The organism is Mucilaginibacter sp., from assembly GCF_028288185.1.
Classification (GTDB): Bacteria; Bacteroidota; Bacteroidia; order Sphingobacteriales; family Sphingobacteriaceae; genus Mucilaginibacter.
In genome coordinates, this window is record NZ_JAQBOF010000033.1 from 13,703 (window position 1) to 33,428 (window position 19,726).

Consider the following 19,726-nt stretch of genomic DNA (forward strand, 5'->3'; position numbering starts at 1 on the left):
ATACGAGGTGTACTTAAAAACAAAGAGCTGGCCTATTAGCCAACTCGCTGCTTTTTTAATATGATTAACATTTTGGCGTTACCGTACAGTATATTTATAAACGGTACGCCCGATATTGCCTTCACTGTCTATACCTTCAATAATAGCACGGTAGGTGCCGGTACCATCGGCATTAAAAAAGTCAAATGCAGCGGTGCCGTTTTTATCGGTTACTACTTTGGGATTCCAATAAATAGTTGTTCTTAAATCGCCACCAAACGCACCGGTTTTGTTAGCTTCATATTTAGGCGAATAAAACGCCCTGACCATATAATAGCCTTTAGGGTTAAAGTTCACGGCGCTAAATTGCGGTGTTAGTAGTTGTTTAAGCAATTCTTTATCCAACGGTTTTCTTTCGACTTTTTTGCTGCTTATAACAACAACGCCATTTGTATTATCCATTCTGTTCAGCCCGCTTAATCCATCGCTGGCAAATACCTCTATCTGATCTATCGTTGCCGGATCTACGCTTGTAAGCCTGCTAAAATCAACCACCGCGCCATCATAATAAATGGCAGCTTCAATTCTTTTGCCAGCATTATAGTCGCGGCTTAGGTATAATTTATCTTCATAATAAGTAATACCTGGCAGTGTATTCTTAATACATTCATAAAGTGATGCACAGCCTGTAAGGCGACTTCCATCTATAACATGGTCTGGTATATTGCCCAAGCCTACCAAAAATGGATAATCTTTATGGCTTGCTACTTTAACAGCCACGCGCTCTTTTATCACAACCTCTTTAATTACGTGCGAGTTTAACGACTGCTTTTTATCATTCTGTAAATAAGCGTTTAAAGTGGTATCAATATTAAGCAACTCATCGGGCGCATTAATATTAGGTGTTGGTTGTTGTGGCGTGCTGTTGTTAACCATTATCATCATGTTATTGCCATTGTAATTGCCTTTAGCATTAACAACTCCCTTTACAGAATCAGGAAAAAACAACTTTGAAATTTTAAACTCGCCATCCCGGTTTGTATTTACGGTTGCAGATACCCGCATGTTTTTGATATAGAAATTAACAATACCATTAGGTACAGGCATACCGGTTGCTGTTCTTAATGATCCCGAAACAGAGATACCATCCTCTGCATCAAACTTTAGCTGAGGTTGTTTATCTGCTAAAACATCTTTATAAATAATGCGCCTATAACCTTGCGTCAGCATTAAAATGTCAAGGTCGGCAGCCGTTTTATCATTGATGTTATTGAAATAATAATTGGGCTTTTCTATATAACCTTTCAGCTCAGAGGTAAGTAACAGGTTAGTTAAAATGGTGGTCTCTGCATTTTCATTAAAAGGTACTTTGGTTCCATCTATCACCGTAACTGATAAATTAGCCAGTGCAGGTTTATTATCAGCAGTTTTTGCTGTAACATTAAAAGCTACCTGATCTCTGGCTGTGTAGGTAGTTTTGGGGGTGCTTAAACCTATTTTTAGCTGATCATTACGTTGTACGAAACAAATACGCTGGGCCAATGCATCGCCGGTTGAAGTAAATATGGTGAATTGAACAATGCCTGAAGGGAACTTGGATTTTAAGAGAGTTGCCGTATATATTGGGGTTGTTAACTGGGTTTGGCCTGCATAGCAAACAACCTGGCCCGATTGCCCAACAATAGCAATCATTTTGTTTCTGTTTGTCGCAAAAAAAGCATCGCTTGCCGAAAATGTAATAGCTATTTTCTCTGCATCGGTATTGTTTACGGCCAGCGTAATACCATTATCTTTAGCGCCGGGCAGATCATAGCTGTTTTGTGATCCGTCTGGGAAGGTTAAACTGGCTTTATAAGTTTTACCTGCCACGGGGGTTAGTTCAAATACACCCATGCCTAAGTGTTGTGCGGTAATAGTAGCTACTACAGTCCCAGTATTATCAACTATAGTGCCTTTTACATCTGCCCCCAATCCATCAGGCTTTATGGCCTTAAATGCCACTTTAGATTTTATACCGTTTAATAATTCGCCACCTTCCGGAAAGAATTGGACATCAGGCGGTGCCACGGCATTTTTTAAAGTAAATGAATTTGTAATGGTGTTGTTATTAATATCAATACCTGCAACCAGCGTAGCGGTAGTTAGCGCAGCTGTTTTATTGGTGGCGAAACTAATATTTATGTTTCCTTTAGCATCGGTAACGCCTTTGCCCTTACCCAAGGTTTCGTCATCTGTGTTTTGTACTCTCCAACTCACTTTTCTGCCCGCGTAATCGCGGTTATCTGCTGTGTAATAATGTATAATCGCGTCTACTTTAGCTGTATTGTTTTTAAGCTGGCTTGATATGGTAATGCTGTTAAATACGTTTTTATCTACAATTGTACCAATGGGTATTGTTTTATTAAAGTAGTAGGCGGCATCAAAATTACGCATCCAATTGGTGTAGGCCTTTATATGATAATTACCTTCGGCATAGTTTTCTTTAAGCAGCTTAATATCGCCGTAGGCCATACCATCTGTAACCGGTAGTTTTAACCTTTGTACTGTCGAGTCTTTACTGGTCAATACATCTACATAAACAACCTTACTTACGGTTGATGGCAGATGCTTATTTTTGGTCATATCATCATTAATAGTAACATCAGTTGTTAAATATGCTTTAAACCAAATAGTATCACCAACTGCATAATAAGGCTTGTCAAAATGCAGGTAAACTTTTTCAAACGGGTATTCACTATTATATTTTATGATTTTGTTAACAATAGTTTTTACACTTACAGTGTCGGTTTGCGCAAATGCAGACAAGCAAACCAGGAACAATAATGATAGTATAGACGTAAATTTTCTTAAATTCATTTAGCAGGGCTCAAGGCAATTAAAAAGATGGTTAAATATATCTATTTATGCAATAGTATAGCTAAGCATATTACACTTTAACACTTTTTTACATTTTGTAGTATAATGCGATAAAATTAAACACCAACAAAGACTTATAATTGCTGTTTGCTTATTTAATAACGAATTTTAATATGGGTGTTGAAATAGAAAGAAAGTTTTTGGTAGACCATAAACAGTGGGACCAGCTACCTAAACCCGCGGGTATTAAAATGCAGCAAGGTTATATTGTTGATGATGAAGACAGGACGGTAAGACTGCGTATAACCAATGAGCAAGCGTTCCTTACTTTAAAAAGCGGTACAACAGGTATAAGCCGCAATGAGTACGAGTACGAAATACCCGTTAATGAAGCGACCGAGTTATTTGAACAATTTGTTAAAACCCGATTAGAGAAGACCAGGTACTGTATAGCTTATAAAAATAAGTTATGGGAAGTAGACGTATTTGCAGGAGATAATGAAGGCCTTATAGTTGCAGAGATTGAATTGGATAGTGAAGATGAACAATTTGAACTACCACTCTGGGTAGCCCAGGAAGTAAGCGGGGATGGGCGATATTTTAATTCCAGCTTATCGGCGCATCCATTTAAAATATGGTAGAAATAAATAAGGCAGGCTTTATGAAAAACCTGCCTTATTGTTATGCCGGTGTTACCCGATAATAGTTACTTACCAGCCACTGCCTTTTTTAGCAGCTCCACTAGCGATATGACCTTCAGCCGTAGCTTTGCTCATAATTGCAGCCATTTTATTGCCTGCACTGTCTTTACCTGTAGCAATGTATCTACCTGATTTTACATCAATAGTAGGATCTAGCATAGGTACGTTTTTGGTTTTCGTTTTCACTGAATAAGCTGTGATGCCTGATGTTGCCATAAATAAGTTTTTAATTGTTTAACGGTTAACCTTGTTAGGTGTGAATTGTTTACACAAACATAGTTTACTTTTATTAAGTAGTATATAAATGTGGATTTTTTTTATCCCGAAAAATGTGGATAAATGGCCCTTTTAAAGCTGTTTTGTTGATTTGTGGAAAACTTTATTGCTTTTTGCAGTGTGTGTATCCTTTTTTGAGCATCTTAAATGTGCCTAATAAGCAAATATTAAAAGCAAATAATATTTACATTAGTATAAAAAATAGTTGTTTTTAAATCTATCACACAATGAAAAAAAGAGATTCGAGTATTTTATACCTGTTGTTGGGCCTGTATGCATTAATGATAAACTGGTATTATAATCACTCTATAATAATGCTTATACTATGCTATATATTTTGGCCGATATATCTGATTTTTGAATTATTGACAGGCGGCCTATCGCACGGTATGTGGAAACATATCCCGATGTCTTATTTTAATTAGTGAGGATTACACTGATTTATAAAGTTGATTACACGGATCCCTCAATAACAATCTGTGTAATCAAAACCTAATCAGTGAAATCATCCTTATATTTTTTCAACCACTACAGCAGTGCCATAAGCCAGCACTTCGGTTATACCTTGCATAATTTCATTGGCATCATAACGCATATTAATAATAGCATTGGCGCCTATTGCCTGCGCGTGTTGTATCAATAGTTGATAGGCTTCTTCCCTGACGTTTTCGCAAAGCTCAACATATATAGAAAGCCTGCCGCCAAATAAAGATTGAAGCCCGCCGGCAATATTGCCGCCAATGCTTCTGCTTCGTACTGTTATGCCGCGTACTACACCTAAATGTTTAACAATACGATAACCCTCTAAGTTAATGCTGGTTGTAATCAATGAATGATCCATAAGTGATAAATTAAGTTTCCCTATCAAATATAATCATTCAACAAATTATATTATTTGTATTTGCACAAGTATGAACTTTGACCTGTAGTTTTTACTTTAAATGATGTGTTAGCAGGCACCTCGAAAGATTGTCCATTGGTAAAAGTTTCCCAAGCCTGTGTATTAGGTAGTAAAGCAATAAGTTCGCCCTCGATAACGGTCATAGTTTCGTGGGTTGATGTGCCAAATTCGTATTCGCCGCTTTCAATAACTCCGATAGTTGATTTACCGTCAGCCGCCATGTATGCAAGTGATTTTACCGCGCCGTCAAAATATTCGTTTACGTTTATCATGGTTTTTTATTTTGTGGCCGAAGATGTGAAAAAATTAAAAAATATCGAACATTGAATATCGAATAATAAATGTCGAAGTCGGATACCCTTCGATGTTCGATATTCAACATTCGTTATTCAATATTACTTTATCCCCCCAAATGCAGCGAAGTAAGAGTTTTTGTGCAGTATCTCCACATAAGTAAATCCTACCTTCTTTAATAAATCCATTTGATAATTTACAGAGCGTGGGGTATCCTCATGTGCAACATAGTCTAATACTTTCTGGCGATATTCAGGGCCGCCCAGTATATCCAGATAATCACTATAGCGTTGCTGAAACAAACGGTTCAATGGTTCGGTATCATGTGCTATCAGGTCTGATATCCATAAACTGCCCCCGGGTTTTAATGTTTTATATAGTTTGCTAAAAACATTTTCCCAATCGGCATCCTCACGCAAGTGATGGAAAGTTGCAGCGGCTAGTATAATATCAAAATGATTATCGGGCAGGTTAAGGTTACGCATGTCATCCTGTATAATGCTTACCTCGCCATTGGTTTGTTTAGATACCCGTTCTTTGGCGCGTTCCAACATCGACATACTCAGATCATTTAAAGTACAGTTAAGATTGCTGATCTTGCTTAGCATTTTTAATGTATAGTTGCCCGCGCCGCAGCCAATATCCAACAGGTTTTTAGCATTTGGGTTGATGTATTTTGCAGCCTCAGTGCAAAGCTCCATAGTCAATGGCGCGTCAATAGTAGTGGCCTGGCCGGTATCCAAATTAGAGAAACGTTCAACATCATTATCAAACCGGGTTCTAATCTCCTCATTGGTGGCTTTATCGGTATAGTTTGTATTCATAACATAAGTGTATTTAGATTGAGGTTGTCTTTAATAAGATAGCGTTTTATTAACGCCTTATAGTGCGTATAAACATTATAATTGCAATAAATAGCACGGCTATATAAACTATCTTCATAATAAGGCTAAGTAAATAATAATTTACTTAACTATGAAAAACAAAAAAGGCCCGCTGCAAATGTGAATTACAGCGGACCTTTTTTTGTTAAGTGGTTAAATAATTAATCTTGTACTAATACATGGTAGCTTACGGTGGCGGTTGTAGCGCCCGAAATGAAAATAGTATAAATATGCCCAACTTGTATGGTTGCCGGTATATTTAACATTACGGTACTTGAACCAGTGGCATACAACGAAAAAGTAGTAGCTGCATCAATATCATAATAAGCTGATGCTGCACGGTAAGCCAGGCCGGTTACAATTTTATTGCCGGTACCAATACCAAAATCGACACTTGAATTTACGGCCGAGCTTAAATTGATAAAACGCACTCTTGCTTTGTTTGATTTAGGCGCAGAATGATCATCAGTAGTTGTCACCGTTGATTTATTATCGGTATAAAAAACACTGTAATAGTTAGCGCCTGAAGTTGATAATGTGCCAGAGCTATTTACAGTTGTTGTACCTGTGTTTCTAAACTGTACCTGGTGATCGCCGGCTTTTACGGTAGCGTATGCCGATGCCTGGGTATAAGCCATTGCTGATGAATTTGTTTTGTTATTATCTACATAAAAATCTTGCGGTGACGATGCCTCGGCACTATTAACTGCCATTACATAAGCGGATGCGGTTATAGGGCTGCTATTATTTTTACTACAAGAGGTTATACATACTGTTAATAATAACAGGGCAATGATTGTGATTAAGGTTTTAGGGGTCTGGATGCTAATTTTCTTTTTCATAGTTAATTAAATATAGATATGTTGAATAACCTATATTTATAGCTATTGGTTTTTAAAGATTGAAAAAAAGCAAGTTTTGAACCTGAATTAAGCAGTTAATAAACCTATTAACTAACTATTTTTGTAATAATACGGTAGCTGCCAGATCGGCCTGTGTAACACCCGAAACATAAATGGTGTAAATATGGCCCGCCTGTATGTTGGTAGGTATACTTAACAATACCGTACTTGAGCCTGATGCATATAAGGAAAAAGTAGTGCCGGGGGCAACTTCCAGATAATCAGAAGCCAGGGCCGCAATTAAATTAGAAACTATTATAGCACCGCCTGATATACCGAGATCAACATTTGTTGTGACCCCCAGATTTAGATTGATAAACCTTATCCTTGCTTTGCCTGACTGCGGGGCCGTCATATCATCCTGGTAGGCCGCGGTGTTAGCACCAAAATAAAATATGCTGTAATATACATTTGGCTGTGGCGATATATTAAAAGTTGCCGCGATAACGCCCGAAGCTGATGTTTTAATCAAAGCAGGATGATCTGTACTTGTTACAGAAATATAACCTGAGCTTTGGTTATAAGCTAAAGCGGTATTGTTTTTTTTAGTATTATCCACATAAAAATCTATAGGCGATGCTGCTTGCGAAGCATTAGTTACTTGTATGTATGAAGTACCGGTAACTTCGGCTTTTTTACTGCATGATGTGAAAGCGGTTATTATTAATAATGCAACGCTTGATAGGAATATTGATCTTGGGTTTAATTTAGCTTTCATAGTTCGACTTATACGTCTGGAAAAAAGATTTATTGCGTAATGATATAAAATTATAATTGATTCGTAAGAACGTTCATGATAATAATCACGCAGTAATAATATCAGCTTAGACCCAATATTTACAAAAAGTTCATCATCAACTAAAATTATTCTTCAACAAACTCCAGTATATCACCGGGCTGGCAGTTTAAAACTCGGCATATAGCCTCTAATGTTTCCAACCTGACAGCTTTGGCTTTGCCGGTTTTTAAGATGGATAAATTAGCCATGGTAATACCCACCCGCTCGCTCAACTCGGTTAACGACATTTTGCGCCGCGCCATCATCACATCTAAATTTACTATTATGGGCATGGCTATACGGTTAAGTCCTGTTCTTCCTGTAATAACTGTGCACGGTTATATGCGCCGTATAGTAATGATAACACTATCCCAATCAGTAATACGATATAGGCATTGTACCATACCATATCTTTTAATACAACCTCTGGCGAAAAATATTGGCGAAACACAAACCTTACCAATAAATTAAGCAATATTATGGATAAAGGATAAACGGTTACACTAACGGCTATCAGCTTCAGGCGTGTCACATTCTTACGGGTAAATAAACGGCCCTTAGAGGTATCATACGAAAACCTTATAAACAGATACAGTAAAAACAAAAGACCTATCATGTTTAATCCCCATAAAATAAGCCATCCTGTGTCGAATAAAGAAGCACCATCCGCGCTAACCGGAATAAGAATTGCATCATCCATAGTATTGTATCTGAATTTTACCGGCACATCTACAATATTAAATTTACTATCGCTGTTTTTAACAGGAACGGCTTTACGCACATAGCCCTGTTTGTTTTTTACGTAGAATTTGTACGGGAGCTCTTTTTTAATTCCCCACGCGTTTAACTTTATATAATTTTGATTATAAGTTTGGGTATTGTTTTTAAACCAGGTGTAGCTGCAGGTATCGCAAGCTATACTTGTTTGTGTTCCGAGGTAAGCAAACTGCCCATTGTCATGATCAAAGCCGTAACCGTTTTTTAAATTACGCATAGTCAAAATGCTGTCATTTAAAGCCTCGTATTGGCTGACGGGCAGATTTAGGGAGTCGGTCTCTTTGTACGAATACATCCAGTTATGTATACCACTTGGATATAAGGTGTATCCATAGCCGGTTATTATTACAAAGCTTGAAACGTTGATAATAATCCCTGCCAGTTTAGATTTAATATTCATCTTCATAATGATTAATTGTGATAAGGTTTAGGTTTATCTAATACATTGCAAATAAATAATTAATTATTGATATAAACAAATTATTTATTGATTTACGATAAATTTATAAAATTAGCTTTAGGTAGATATATGACGTAAGAAAACATAATGACCGTTTTTTTATTATGCTAATACATGGCAGTAGCAAACAAATCTATATACGCGGCACTTTTAGCAAACCTGTTAATAGCAATAACCAAATTTATTGCAGGCGCCATAAGCAACAGTGCCGCTATGATAGCCGAAGGTGTACATTCTGTTGTTGATACCATAAACCAACTGTTATTATTATTGGGATTAAGCCTAAGCAAAAAACAGCCAGATAAATACCATCCGTTAGGTTATGGCAAGGAGCTGTATTTTTGGTCGTTTGTGGTATCTATACTAATATTCGGGTTAGGCGGCGGTATATCGGTTTACCAGGGCATAACCCATATTTTGCACCCACAAAAATTAGGCGATGTTACCTGGAGCTATGTGGTGCTGGCTATATCAGTTGTATTTGAGGGCGCATCATTAATAATAGCCGCCAAAGAGTTTAATAAACTGCGCGAGGGCCAAACCTGGTGGGATGCCATCATCAGGAGTAAAGATCCGTCAACCTTCCTGGTTCTGTTTGAGGATAGTGCCGCCGTTGTAGGTTTATTTATAGTGGCGACATGCCTTTATTTGAGCCATCACTTAAACAAGCCTTATATTGATGGTATAGCCTCTTTATTAATTGGGCTGATACTTATAGCTGTATCATTGATCCTGGCTCACGAGAGCCGCAGCCTGTTAATGGGCGAGGGGATTAAAAAGGGAACTAAGAAACGTATTAAAGAAATAACAGAAAGCGATAAAGGAGTATTGAGTTTGATGCACCTGATGTCAACCTATCAATCGCCCGAAGAAATTTTGGTAATGATGATAGTAGCCTTTAAACCCAACCTCAATACCAATGAAATTAACGACTCGATAGACCGTATCCGCGAAGAAATCAAAATCGAATTTGCCCTGATAAAGTTTGTAATTATTCAGCCCGATGTTTATGCGGATAAGGTTGACCCTGATGTGCAGGCATATATATAAAAAATGTCATGCTGAGTAACTTTATTTTGCTTACAAATAACCTCATTGAAAATGGTAGTTAAACAAGGAACTTTTAGAAAAGCTCGCTACACGTCATTGCGTAGCGATTGCCACACTGGTCCCTCGTTCGCAACGATACCTTAGTAAACAAAAAAATCCTCTCCCGCATAAAGCGAAAGAGGATTGAAATATTTATTCTCTCTTCAGGGAGTTATGAATCAAATACCTGATCGAACTGATTAACAGAATCCTTACTCTCTAATACAGAGTGGCCCATTAAAAACTCATCAACCTTGCGGGCGCATTCGCGGCCCTCTGATATTGCCCAAACAACCAATGATTGTCCGCGGCGCATATCGCCGGCGGCAAATACTTTGCTTACGTTGGTACGGTAAACACCTTCTTTGGCATTTACGTTTTTACGTGCATCCAATTCAACACCCAGGCTTTTCAGCATACCTACATATTGAGGGTTTAAAAATCCCATCGCCAGGAATACACGTTGGCAAGGTATTTCACGCTCAGAGCCTTCAACCTCGTTAAACTTCATCGGGCGGCCCATCACATCAACTTCCCAGCTAACATCAGTTACACGCAAAGCGCGTAGATTACCATCGGCATCACCTAAAAACTCTTTGGTATTTACACCCCAATAGCGGTCAACACCTTCCTCGTGCGAGCTGGTGATCTTTAGTACCATCGGATAAGTTGGCCATGGCATGTGCGCTGTACGTTTCTCCGGTGGTTGAAACATCACCTCAAACTGTTTAATAGAGCTTGCACCCTGGCGATTTGATGTACCTACGCAATCAGACCCGGTGTCGCCACCTCCAATTACTACTACATCTTTACCTGTTGCTAAAATATCTTCGTCAGTAAATTTAGAGTTACCTACACGTTTGTTTTGTTGTTTTAAAAAGTCCATCGCAAAATGGATACCTTTTAGCTCACGACCGGGAATAGGCAGATCGCGCGGGATAGTTGATCCGCCGGTTAAAACTACTGCGTCATTAGTACGCACCAATTCATCAGCAGCAATATCTTTACCTATTTCGGTATTGGTTTTAAATATAACACCGTCTTTCTCCATCACTTCCATACGGCGATCTATGATCCATTTTTCCATTTTGAAATCAGGGATACCGTAACGTAATAATCCGCCAATTTTATCATCGCGCTCATACAAAGTAACTTCATGGCCTGCCTTGCTTAATTGCGCGGCGGCAGCTAATCCCGCGGGGCCAGAGCCAACAACAGCAATTTTTTTACCGGTTTTAACTAATGGTGCAACAGGTTTAACCAGGTTTTTCTGGTAAGCTATTTCAATAATATGTTTCTCTATTTCTTCGATAGCTACCGGCGGACGGTGGATACCTAACACACACGCCGACTCGCACGGAGCCGGGCAAATGCGGCCCGTAAACTCAGGGAAATTATTAGTTGATGCTAATATCTGGTAAGCCTCTTCCCATTTCTGGTGATATACCGCGTCATTAAATTCAGGGATAATATTGCCCAGCGGGCAACCCGAATGACAGAAAGGTATACCGCAATCCATGCAACGTGCAGATTGCTTGTTTAATTCTTCGTCTGAATATAAACTTTCAAATTCGTTATAATTTTTTACACGTTCTGCAGGCGACAATTTATCAGGCATCTTCCTGTCATATTCCTGAAATCCTGTTATTTTTCCCATCTAAATTATTTGCTGATAGTTTGATATTCTAATCTCTCAATTACTTTTTTGTATTCTTTAGGATAAACCTTTACAAAATCTGTAGAGGCTTTGTTCCAGTTTTTGATGATGCTTTGCGCTAGTTTACTACCGGTTAAGCTAACATGTTTACGTAACAAGGTCAGTATCTGCTCTTCATCTTTAACAGATAACGGATCCAGGTCAACCATTTCCATATTACAGTTTTCAGCAAAGCTACTATCAGGATTATAAACCCATGCAATACCACCGCTCATACCTGCAGCAAAATTGCGGCCCGTTTTACCTAATATTAAAGCATACCCACCGGTCATATACTCGCAACCATGGTCGCCAATACCTTCGACAACTGTAGTAGCGCCCGAGTTACGTACGGCAAAACGTTCGCCGGCCATACCGCCTATAAAGGCCTCGCCGGCAGTAGCGCCATATAAAGCAACGTTACCGATGATGATATTATCCTGGGCCGAATAAGTTGCATCAGGCGATGAATAAACCGCCAATTGTGCGCCCGATAAACCTTTACCTACATAATCATTAGCTTCGCCTTCTAACTCAAAAGATACACCTTTGGTTGCAAACGCGCCGAAGCTTTGCCCGGCAGAACCTTTAAATTTATAGTTGATGGTATTATCAGGTAATCCGGCAGAGCCGTATAATTTTGATATTTCGTTTGATAGTAAAGCACCTATGGTACGGTCTGTATTTTTAACATCATACGTACCAAAAACTGGAGTTTTATCAGCCAATGCAGGTTTGGCATCTTCCCATAATTTCCAGTCGATGATATCGGCCATACCGTGATCTTGCGATTCACTATTATAAAGCGTAACATCTTTTGGATTATTTACCGGATGCAATATGCTTGAAAGGTCAACTTTCTTAGCTTTCCAATTTTTAAGTCCGTCTTTAACTTTCAGGAACTGAACGCGGCCAACCATTTCGTTAATAGTACGGAAACCTAGTTCGGCCATGATCTCGCGCAACTCCTCGGTCATAAACTTGAATAAGTTTACAACATGCTCCGGCTTACCCGAGAATAGTTTTCTCAATTCAGGATCTTGTGTAGCAACACCAACCGGGCAGGTATTTAGATGACACTTGCGCATCATGATACAGCCACCGGCAACTAATGCCGCGGTTGCAACACCCCACTCCTCTGCACCCATTAAGGCTGCAATAGCTAAATCGCGGCCTGTTTTTAACTGGCCATCGGTTTGTAATACCACACGGCTGCGCAGTTTGTTGCGCACCAGGGTTTGATGTGCTTCGGCTAAACCTAGTTCCCATGGTAAGCCCGCGTGTTTTACCGAGCTTATTGGCGATGCGCCTGTACCACCGTCATACCCGGCTATAAGGATAACATCCGCATGCGCTTTGGCAACACCTGCTGCAATAGTACCTACACCCGCTTTTGATACCAGCTTAACGTTGATACGCGCGGCACGGTTAGCATTTTTAAGGTCGAATATTAATTGAGCCAAATCCTCAATAGAATAAATATCATGGTGCGGCGGCGGCGATATTAAACCAACGCCCGGAGTTGAGTGACGGGTTTTTGCAATCCAGTCGTCAACCTTGTGGCCCGGTAGTTGTCCACCTTCGCCGGGTTTTGCCCCTTGCGCCATTTTTATTTGTAACTCATCGGCATTGGTCAAATAGTTTGAAGTAACCCCAAACCTGCCCGATGCTACTTGTTTAATTGCTGAACGCATCGAATCGCCGTTAGGCAATAGTTCATAACGCATTTCGTCCTCGCCGCCTTCGCCGGTATTGCTTTTGCCGCCTATGCGGTTCATGGCAATAGCCATGGTACTATGCGCCTCGTGCGATATAGAACCGAATGACATGGCACCGGTAGCAAAACGCTTCATAATGTTTTCAGCAGGTTCAACCTCATCAATAGAGATCGCTTCGCGGTGATGTGCGAAATCAAGCAAGCCACGTATGGTATAGTGTTTCTCGCTTTGCTCATTAATAGCCTTAGCGTAGTTTTTATAAACCTCGTAATTATTACTGCGGGTAGCGTGTTGTAATAAGTGTACAGTAGTTGGGTTAAATAAGTGTTCTTCGCCACGGCGTTTCCATTGGTAAATACCGCCTTCGGGCAATAAACGGCTCTCGTTTTTAGCACCAAAGCCTATACGGTGTTTGCAAAGTGACTCGCGAGCGATCTCATCCAAACCTAAACCGCCGATACGTGTAACCGCGCCGCAAAAATATTTGTTAACTACGTCTTTGTTTAAGCCTAATATCTCGAATACCTGCGAGCCATGATATGATTGCAGGGTAGATATTCCCATTTTCGAGAATATCTTCATCAAGCCATCATTGATGGATTTCACATAGTTCTTTAATAGATATTTTACATCAAGGCTAGTATCTAAAGCATCACTTTCTTTTAAGTTTTCGATAGTGGCTTGTGCCAGGTATGGGTTAATAGCAGTTGCACCAAATGCTAATAAACAAGCAAAATGGTGTACTTCCCAAACATCGCCAGTTTCCACTACGATACCTACAGCACCGCGTAATCCTTTTTTGATCAGGTGGTGATGCACGGCTGATACCGCCAATAATGATGGTATAGGTGCATGCTCAGAGTCGACCGCGCGATCTGATAGTATCAATACTTCAAATCCGTCAGCAACTGCATCCTCCGCGTAGCGGCAAACCCTTTCAATACCTTTTTGTAATGAACCCGGTAGGCCATCAGCATTAAAATAGGTTTGTAACGTTTTAGCGTGAAACATGCCGGTATCAATACTGCGCAGTTTCTCTAACTGGTGATTTTTTAATATCGGGTGTTTAAGCGTTACGCAATGGCAATGCATTTTATCCTCGTCCAGTAAATTACCATTATTACCTATAAAGGTAGCCAGGCTCATTACCAAACGCTCGCGTATCGGGTCGATAGGCGGGTTAGTTACCTGCGCAAAAAACTGCTTAAAGTAACTTGATAAATGCTGCGGTTTGTCAGATAAAATAGCCAAAGGCACATCAGTACCCATTGAGCCGATAGGCTCTTTACCATCAAGCGCCATTGGCTTAATAATGGTATCAATATCCTCGCGGCTATAACCAAATACCTGTTGATAACGGAAAACAGAATCGGCACTTAGGTTAGCAAAAGCTAAACGCGGCTCGCTCAGGTCTTCCAGTTTTATTTTATAATTTTCTAACCAACGGCCATAAGGCTGGCGAGAGGCAATTTGTTGTTTAATTTCTTCATCGGTAATGATAACACCTTGCTCGGTATCTATCAAAAACATCTTACCGGGTTGTAAACGGCCTTTGCGTAAAACAGTTTTTTCGTCAATTTTTAGTACGCCGGTTTCAGACGCGGCAATAACACGGCCATCGTTAGTAATGGTATAGCGTAATGGGCGCAGTCCGTTACGGTCAAGCACCGCTCCTACCAGTTTACCATCGGTAAAGCTAATAGCTGCGGGTCCATCCCAAGGCTCCATTAAAGTAGCATGGAACTCGTAGAACGCTTTTTTAATTGGGTCCATCTGCTCGTTACCGTCCCATGCTTCAGGTATCAGCATCATCATTACATGTGGTAATGAGCGGCCGGTATGTTGCAGTATCTCTATAATATTATCTAAGCAAGCAGAGTCCGATTGGTTATTATCAACCACCGGTAATAACATCTCCATCTCCTCATTAGTAAAATAAGATGACGCGTATGATTTTAAGCCCGAATAGAACCAGTTTAAGTTACCGGTTAAAGTATTGATCTCGCCATTATGCGCGATCATACGAAACGGCTGAGCCAGTTTCCATGACGGGAACGTATTGGTTGAGAAACGAGAGTGAATAACCGCCAAACCTGATGCCATACGCGGATCGGTTAGATCTGCATAATATTGGCGCAATTGGTAAGTGGTTAATTGCCCTTTATAAATAATGGTACGACATGATAAAGACGGGAAATAAAAATCGCCCCTTGCACCCGGAATGGTTTCGGTAACGGTTTTATTAATATATCTTCTTAATACATATAGTTTACGCTCAAAATCTTCATCAGTAGTAATATGGTGTGGCCTTGAGATAAATAATTGCTCAATATCCGGCTCGGCACTGCGCGCGGTTTCGCCAATTACAGATGAGTTAACAGTTAATTTACGATAACCTAGTTTATGCAAGCCTAATTTCTCAATGGCATTATCAATTACCATACGGCAGGCTTTTTTAAGCGGAGAATCTTTTGGGAAAAAGATCATGCCCACACCATATTCGCCAGGTTCAGGCAGGCTGATCTCCAGGTATGAGCATTCTTCCATAAAAAATTCATGGGGTAGCTGTATCAATATACCCGCGCCATCACCAGAATCGGGATCGCATCCGCAAGCTCCGCGGTGTTCCATATTCTCTAACATGGTAAGCGCGTCATCAATTATCTGGTTAGATTTATGACCATTAATATTGGTTATAAATCCTGTTCCGCAAGAGTCGTGTTCAAATTCCGGCCTGTAAAGACCCTGTTCTATGCTGTCGTTCTGATCCATCACTGTGCAAACGGGTTTATAAGTGTTCGTAACCACGAAAATACAGAAATCAAAACATTTTTGCGATATAAATATTAATTTTTGGAATTATATTAAAAAGTTACATAAAATATGTATATTAATTTCGAGTTTAATAAAATTCATGCAATTTTGATTAAATTATAATAAATAATATGATCTGCATTATACGCAACCACAGTAAATATGTTTATTAGTTTAGCACACAAAATTGCGTTTTATTTATAATTTATTGGCGAAATGTAATTAGGTTTTGGGTAAATTTTACCTTATTTAATTTTTAGCCTCATCGAAGTTCTCTCCAAGGGAGAGGACTTCGATGCAAAGCGTTTAATTTATTTTATTAAAACCTCCTCTTCCTTGGAGAGGGGGTTGGGGTGAGGCTAAAGATTTACTAATTTAGCCGAAATTTTATAATTAATGTCTGCAAAAAATAAAGCTGTTTTTTTAGATCGCGATGGCGTTTTGAACCGTGAAATGGGCGATTATGTACGTCGGGTAGAAGATTTTCATATCCTTGATAACTTTGATGCCTTAAAAACCTTACAAGATAAAGGTTACTTACTTTTAGTTGCTACCAACCAGGGCGGGTTAGCCAAAGGCTGGTATACCGAAGAAGAGTTGGCCAAAATGCATAAAAAGTTAAAAGAAACTTACCATGAACACGGCGTTGAGCTAACCGACTTCTTTTATTGCCCACACCACCCCGATTATACCGGCGATTGCGATTGCCGCAAACCCAAACCAGGGCTGCTGATACAAGGTATACAGAAATATAACCTCGACCCATCCAAATCCTATTTTATTGGAGACAGGGCACGCGATGTAGAAGCAGGTACCGCTGCTGGTGTAAAAGGTATATTAATTGATAGTGACCAGCCTATTAGTACGGTGTTGGATTTGATAGATTAATAAAATCATGCAGGCATCGCGCTACCTTAAACATATAGACACATTAATAGCAACCATCATTGGTTACTTTATTGTATATGCGTTTACCAGTTATAGTGGTGTTGGTATCTCTCCTGATTCTATCATGTATGCCAGTACGGCTACTAATATCCAGGCGCATTTTTCGCTGATGACGTTTAATGGTACGCCGTTGGTTTTCTTCCCGGTGTTTTACCCGTTCTTTTTGGGGGTGATACAGTTCATCACGAGGGTTGACCCAATTACAGCCGGGTCGGTTATTAATTCTTGCCTGTTTGCATCGGCAATATTCATCACCGGATGGATGATGGAAAGGTTTATTACGCACGCCAGGATTTATAAATGGTTAATCCTCATAGCTATTATATTAAGCCCTGCCCTACTGGAGATCTACAGCTTTTTATGGTCAGAAACCTTATTTATATTGGAGGTGATGTTATTCATCATGGCTTATCACCATTACCTGCGGCTTCATTCTAATTTATCCTTATTAATTGTGGTAATAATAGCGGCCATAGCCTGTATTACCCGCTACGCCGGTATTACTTTAATTGGTACCGCCGGATTACTGATGCTATTAGACGATCACCTTACTATCCGAAAAAAAATAACACACATTTTAATATTAAGTTTCGGTTCAGTTTCGCTGCTGGTGGGTAATCTTATCCTTAATAGCTTCAACACCGGTTTAAGTACAGGTACCCGCTTACCATCTATAACACCATTCAGCAAAAATTTATACTATGCGGGTACCGTGTTTTGCGATTGGGCCAGTTTTGACGAAAGCGCCGACAAATATGCAATGGCCGTAGCCGCAATTATATTCATCTCACTAATAGCCATTTTGGGCTGGAAAGCTTTAAAAGGTCGAATTAACAGTTACGAGAACGTGGTGATCGCGTTCGCGGTGGTGTATGGGTTGTTCATTATATTATTGGCTACATTTTCGCGGTTCGAGCGGATCAATAGCCGGTTGTTATCGCCAATGTTTATTCCATTATTACTAGCCTGCACCAGTTGGATACCCGATGTGTTGTTAATGATAAAAAATAAATCGAAATACGTATTAGCCGGCATTACTATAATACTGATGCTGGCGCTTGATTATGCTACCCTACAAGTAGACCTGCAGCGTTATAATGATGAAATGGACTATGGTGTACCCGGATATTCTGACGACAGTTGGAACACATCGCCATTTGTAGCATTTTTACGCACTCATAAAAACATATTTAAACCCGGCGTACCTATTTATACAGATGCTGATGAAGCGGTTTATTTGTTTACCGGTATGACATCCAGGATCGTACCCCACCGTTACTTTAAAAAAGATGTAGAAAAGTTTTTCGCGGTAAAGCACTACTATTATGTATGGTTTAAAACGCTTGATAATTCAGAGCTAATTAATATCAACGACATTAAAAAGGTGCATAAACTAAATGAACTTTATGATTTAAAGGATGGGGCGATATATGAATATACAGGTGAGAATAAGTAAATAAATAGTCTACCTTTTTACTATTTATTTTGTTTTTAAAAACAACTGCCTATATTTGCGGCGCTTATCTATAGTTTTACTATATAAAAAATGGGACGTTTTAAACTACATCATCTGCATCTGAACCATCACCACCATGTGGTGATTAGCTAATGTATGTTTCTACGCGAAATAACAACCCCCGTTTATACTTTTTATAATAGTACCTTAATTACAACCAGTGAAAACACTTAAAATAGCGATCCAAAAATCGGGTCGGCTCAACGAAAAATCCGTTGAATTATTAAAAAATTGCGGCTTAAATTTCGAAAATTACAAAAGCTCGCTTATCTCTCCTGTTTCTAATTTTCCGCTTGAAATTCTTTTTCTGCGCGATGACGATATCCCCGAATACGTTCAAGATGGCATTGCCGACCTGGGCATAGTTGGCGAAAACGTAATTGAAGAAACCGAAGTTTCTGTAAGTTATTTACAACACCTGGGGTTTGGAAAATGCTCGCTTAAAATTGCGATCACCAACAACAGCGATATTGAAAATTTAAGCGACTTGGGCGGCAGATCAATAGCTACCACCTACCCTGTTATACTGGGTAAGTTTCTTAAAAAACAAAATATACAGGCTGATATACGCACTATTTCCGGTTCGGTAGAGATCTCTCCTGGCTTGGGTTTAAGCGATGCAATTTGCGATCTGGTATCAACTGGTGGCACCTTAAAAAGCAATGGTTTAAAACCCTTTGCTGACGTAATGTCGTCAGAGGCTATACTAATTGGCTCAAAAGGCAGCGAGAACAATGATTTGGTACAAGAGTTGATGCAACGCATACAATCAGTACTACGTGCCAAGGAAACTAAATACGTTGTATTAAATGTACTGAAAGAAAACCTGCCGAACGTATTAGCATTATTACCGGGTGTAAAAAGCCCATCGGTATTGCCATTAGCCGAAGAAGGCTGGGTTGCAGTACACACTGTAATACCCGAGCGCGATTTTTGGGACCGCATAAGCCAGCTAAAACAAGCCGGCGCACAAGGCATTGTGGTAATGCCTATTGAGAAGATAATATTAGAGTAGGCAGTTTGCTGCTGGCTGTTTGCAGTAAAGCAGCTTGCCAACTGCAAACTGAAAACTGCCAACTGGAATGAAGATATATAATTATTCAGATTTAAATAAAAGCGATATCGCCAAACTGGTGC

17 protein-coding genes are annotated in these 19,726 nt (G+C 39.5%); 6 read left to right on the forward strand and 11 right to left on the reverse strand.

Going from position 1 to position 19,726, the window contains the following annotated elements; all coding sequences use genetic code 11:
* Positions 1-78: 78 nt before the first annotated feature.
* Positions 79-2,835 carry a carboxypeptidase regulatory-like domain-containing protein gene (locus tag JWQ34_RS14740; protein ID WP_299358353.1) on the reverse strand — a complete coding sequence of 919 codons (2,757 nt, stop codon included), beginning with the start codon at positions 2,833-2,835 and terminating at the stop codon, positions 79-81.
* A gap of 173 nt (positions 2,836-3,008) precedes the next feature.
* Here JWQ34_RS14740 and JWQ34_RS14745 point away from each other — a divergent pair, with 173 nt between their 5' ends.
* A complete protein-coding gene (locus JWQ34_RS14745) occupies positions 3,009-3,476 on the forward strand; it encodes a CYTH domain-containing protein (RefSeq protein ID WP_299358355.1) in 468 nt (155 codons plus the stop codon).
* A gap of 69 nt (positions 3,477-3,545) precedes the next feature.
* On the opposite strand, the gene JWQ34_RS14750 is transcribed toward JWQ34_RS14745, so the two are convergent.
* Positions 3,546-3,752, reverse strand: coding sequence for a hypothetical protein (locus JWQ34_RS14750; RefSeq protein WP_299358357.1), 207 nt, complete (start codon positions 3,750-3,752; stop codon positions 3,546-3,548).
* A gap of 287 nt (positions 3,753-4,039) precedes the next feature.
* Here JWQ34_RS14750 and JWQ34_RS14755 point away from each other — a divergent pair, with 287 nt between their 5' ends.
* Positions 4,040-4,237, forward strand: coding sequence for a hypothetical protein (locus JWQ34_RS14755; RefSeq protein ID WP_299358359.1), 198 nt, complete (start codon positions 4,040-4,042; stop codon positions 4,235-4,237).
* 86 nt (positions 4,238-4,323) lie between these two features.
* Here the strand turns inward: JWQ34_RS14755 and JWQ34_RS14760 are convergent, their stop codons facing one another.
* The 7 genes from JWQ34_RS14760 to JWQ34_RS14790 form a co-directional block, all read right to left on the reverse strand.
* Entirely contained in the window at positions 4,324-4,653 is a 330-nt protein-coding gene (locus tag JWQ34_RS14760) for a YbjQ family protein (RefSeq protein WP_299358361.1), read from the reverse strand.
* 50 nt (positions 4,654-4,703) lie between these two features.
* Positions 4,704-4,985 carry a pyrimidine/purine nucleoside phosphorylase gene (locus tag JWQ34_RS14765; RefSeq protein ID WP_299358363.1) on the reverse strand — a complete coding sequence of 94 codons (282 nt, stop codon included), beginning with the start codon at positions 4,983-4,985 and terminating at the stop codon, positions 4,704-4,706.
* A gap of 123 nt (positions 4,986-5,108) precedes the next feature.
* Positions 5,109-5,831: a class I SAM-dependent methyltransferase gene (locus JWQ34_RS14770; protein WP_299358365.1), complete on the reverse strand. Its 723-nt coding sequence runs from the start codon at positions 5,829-5,831 to the stop codon at positions 5,109-5,111.
* A 221-nt stretch (positions 5,832-6,052) separates the two neighbouring features.
* Positions 6,053-6,733: a DUF4397 domain-containing protein gene (locus JWQ34_RS14775; RefSeq protein ID WP_299358367.1), complete on the reverse strand. Its 681-nt coding sequence runs from the start codon at positions 6,731-6,733 to the stop codon at positions 6,053-6,055.
* A gap of 115 nt (positions 6,734-6,848) precedes the next feature.
* Positions 6,849-7,511 (reverse strand): DUF4397 domain-containing protein, encoded by a 663-nt coding sequence (locus tag JWQ34_RS14780; RefSeq protein WP_299358369.1) that lies wholly within the window; start codon positions 7,509-7,511, stop codon positions 6,849-6,851.
* Between the two features lie 146 nt (positions 7,512-7,657).
* Positions 7,658-7,864, reverse strand: coding sequence for a helix-turn-helix transcriptional regulator (locus JWQ34_RS14785; protein ID WP_299358371.1), 207 nt, complete (start codon positions 7,862-7,864; stop codon positions 7,658-7,660).
* Between the two features lie 2 nt (positions 7,865-7,866).
* Positions 7,867-8,748: a DUF2975 domain-containing protein gene (locus tag JWQ34_RS14790; RefSeq protein WP_299358372.1), complete on the reverse strand. Its 882-nt coding sequence runs from the start codon at positions 8,746-8,748 to the stop codon at positions 7,867-7,869.
* Between the two features lie 174 nt (positions 8,749-8,922).
* Between JWQ34_RS14790 and JWQ34_RS14795 the strand changes: the two genes are divergently transcribed.
* Positions 8,923-9,858, forward strand: coding sequence for a cation diffusion facilitator family transporter (locus tag JWQ34_RS14795; protein ID WP_299358375.1), 936 nt, complete (start codon positions 8,923-8,925; stop codon positions 9,856-9,858).
* A 211-nt stretch (positions 9,859-10,069) separates the two neighbouring features.
* Here JWQ34_RS14795 and JWQ34_RS14800 read toward each other — a convergent pair whose 3' ends face one another.
* The gene (locus JWQ34_RS14800; protein ID WP_299358377.1) at positions 10,070-11,554 is read right to left on the reverse strand and encodes a glutamate synthase subunit beta; all 1,485 of its coding nucleotides are present in this window, start codon (positions 11,552-11,554) and stop codon (positions 10,070-10,072) included.
* Positions 11,555-11,559: 5 nt separating this feature from the next.
* Positions 11,560-16,083, reverse strand: a complete 4,524-nt coding sequence (gene gltB, locus JWQ34_RS14805) for a glutamate synthase large subunit (RefSeq protein ID WP_299358379.1) — start codon at positions 16,081-16,083, stop codon at positions 11,560-11,562.
* A 438-nt stretch (positions 16,084-16,521) separates the two neighbouring features.
* On the opposite strand from gltB, the gene JWQ34_RS14810 reads away from it, so the two are divergent.
* From JWQ34_RS14810 to hisG, 3 genes are all read left to right on the forward strand, one after another.
* The gene (locus tag JWQ34_RS14810; protein WP_299358381.1) at positions 16,522-17,013 is read left to right on the forward strand and encodes an HAD family hydrolase; all 492 of its coding nucleotides are present in this window, start codon (positions 16,522-16,524) and stop codon (positions 17,011-17,013) included.
* A 7-nt stretch (positions 17,014-17,020) separates the two neighbouring features.
* Complete coding sequence (locus tag JWQ34_RS14815) at positions 17,021-18,529, forward strand: hypothetical protein (protein WP_299358383.1); 1,509 nt, start codon at positions 17,021-17,023, stop codon at positions 18,527-18,529.
* A 220-nt stretch (positions 18,530-18,749) separates the two neighbouring features.
* Positions 18,750-19,604, forward strand: coding sequence for an ATP phosphoribosyltransferase (gene hisG / locus JWQ34_RS14820; RefSeq protein WP_299358385.1), 855 nt, complete (start codon positions 18,750-18,752; stop codon positions 19,602-19,604).
* Positions 19,605-19,726: the final 122 nt, after the last annotated feature.

Bases quoted from the DNA above. Each gene is read 5' to 3' on its own strand.
- JWQ34_RS14740 (WP_299358353.1), bottom strand. From the start codon at position 2,835: ATGAATTTAAGAAAATTTACGTCTATACTATCATTATTGTTCCTGGTT.
- JWQ34_RS14745 (WP_299358355.1), top strand. From the start codon at position 3,009: ATGGGTGTTGAAATAGAAAGAAAGTTTTTGGTAGACCATAAACAGTGG.
- JWQ34_RS14750 (WP_299358357.1), bottom strand. From the start codon at position 3,752: ATGGCAACATCAGGCATCACAGCTTATTCAGTGAAAACGAAAACCAAA.
- JWQ34_RS14755 (WP_299358359.1), top strand. From the start codon at position 4,040: ATGAAAAAAAGAGATTCGAGTATTTTATACCTGTTGTTGGGCCTGTAT.
- JWQ34_RS14760 (WP_299358361.1), bottom strand. From the start codon at position 4,653: ATGGATCATTCATTGATTACAACCAGCATTAACTTAGAGGGTTATCGT.
- JWQ34_RS14765 (WP_299358363.1), bottom strand. From the start codon at position 4,985: ATGATAAACGTAAACGAATATTTTGACGGCGCGGTAAAATCACTTGCA.
- JWQ34_RS14770 (WP_299358365.1), bottom strand. From the start codon at position 5,831: ATGAATACAAACTATACCGATAAAGCCACCAATGAGGAGATTAGAACC.
- JWQ34_RS14775 (WP_299358367.1), bottom strand. From the start codon at position 6,733: ATGAAAAAGAAAATTAGCATCCAGACCCCTAAAACCTTAATCACAATC.
- JWQ34_RS14780 (WP_299358369.1), bottom strand. From the start codon at position 7,511: ATGAAAGCTAAATTAAACCCAAGATCAATATTCCTATCAAGCGTTGCA.
- JWQ34_RS14785 (WP_299358371.1), bottom strand. From the start codon at position 7,864: ATGCCCATAATAGTAAATTTAGATGTGATGATGGCGCGGCGCAAAATG.
- JWQ34_RS14790 (WP_299358372.1), bottom strand. From the start codon at position 8,748: ATGAATATTAAATCTAAACTGGCAGGGATTATTATCAACGTTTCAAGC.
- JWQ34_RS14795 (WP_299358375.1), top strand. From the start codon at position 8,923: ATGGCAGTAGCAAACAAATCTATATACGCGGCACTTTTAGCAAACCTG.
- JWQ34_RS14800 (WP_299358377.1), bottom strand. From the start codon at position 11,554: ATGGGAAAAATAACAGGATTTCAGGAATATGACAGGAAGATGCCTGAT.
- gltB (WP_299358379.1), bottom strand. From the start codon at position 16,083: ATGGATCAGAACGACAGCATAGAACAGGGTCTTTACAGGCCGGAATTT.
- JWQ34_RS14810 (WP_299358381.1), top strand. From the start codon at position 16,522: ATGTCTGCAAAAAATAAAGCTGTTTTTTTAGATCGCGATGGCGTTTTG.
- JWQ34_RS14815 (WP_299358383.1), top strand. From the start codon at position 17,021: ATGCAGGCATCGCGCTACCTTAAACATATAGACACATTAATAGCAACC.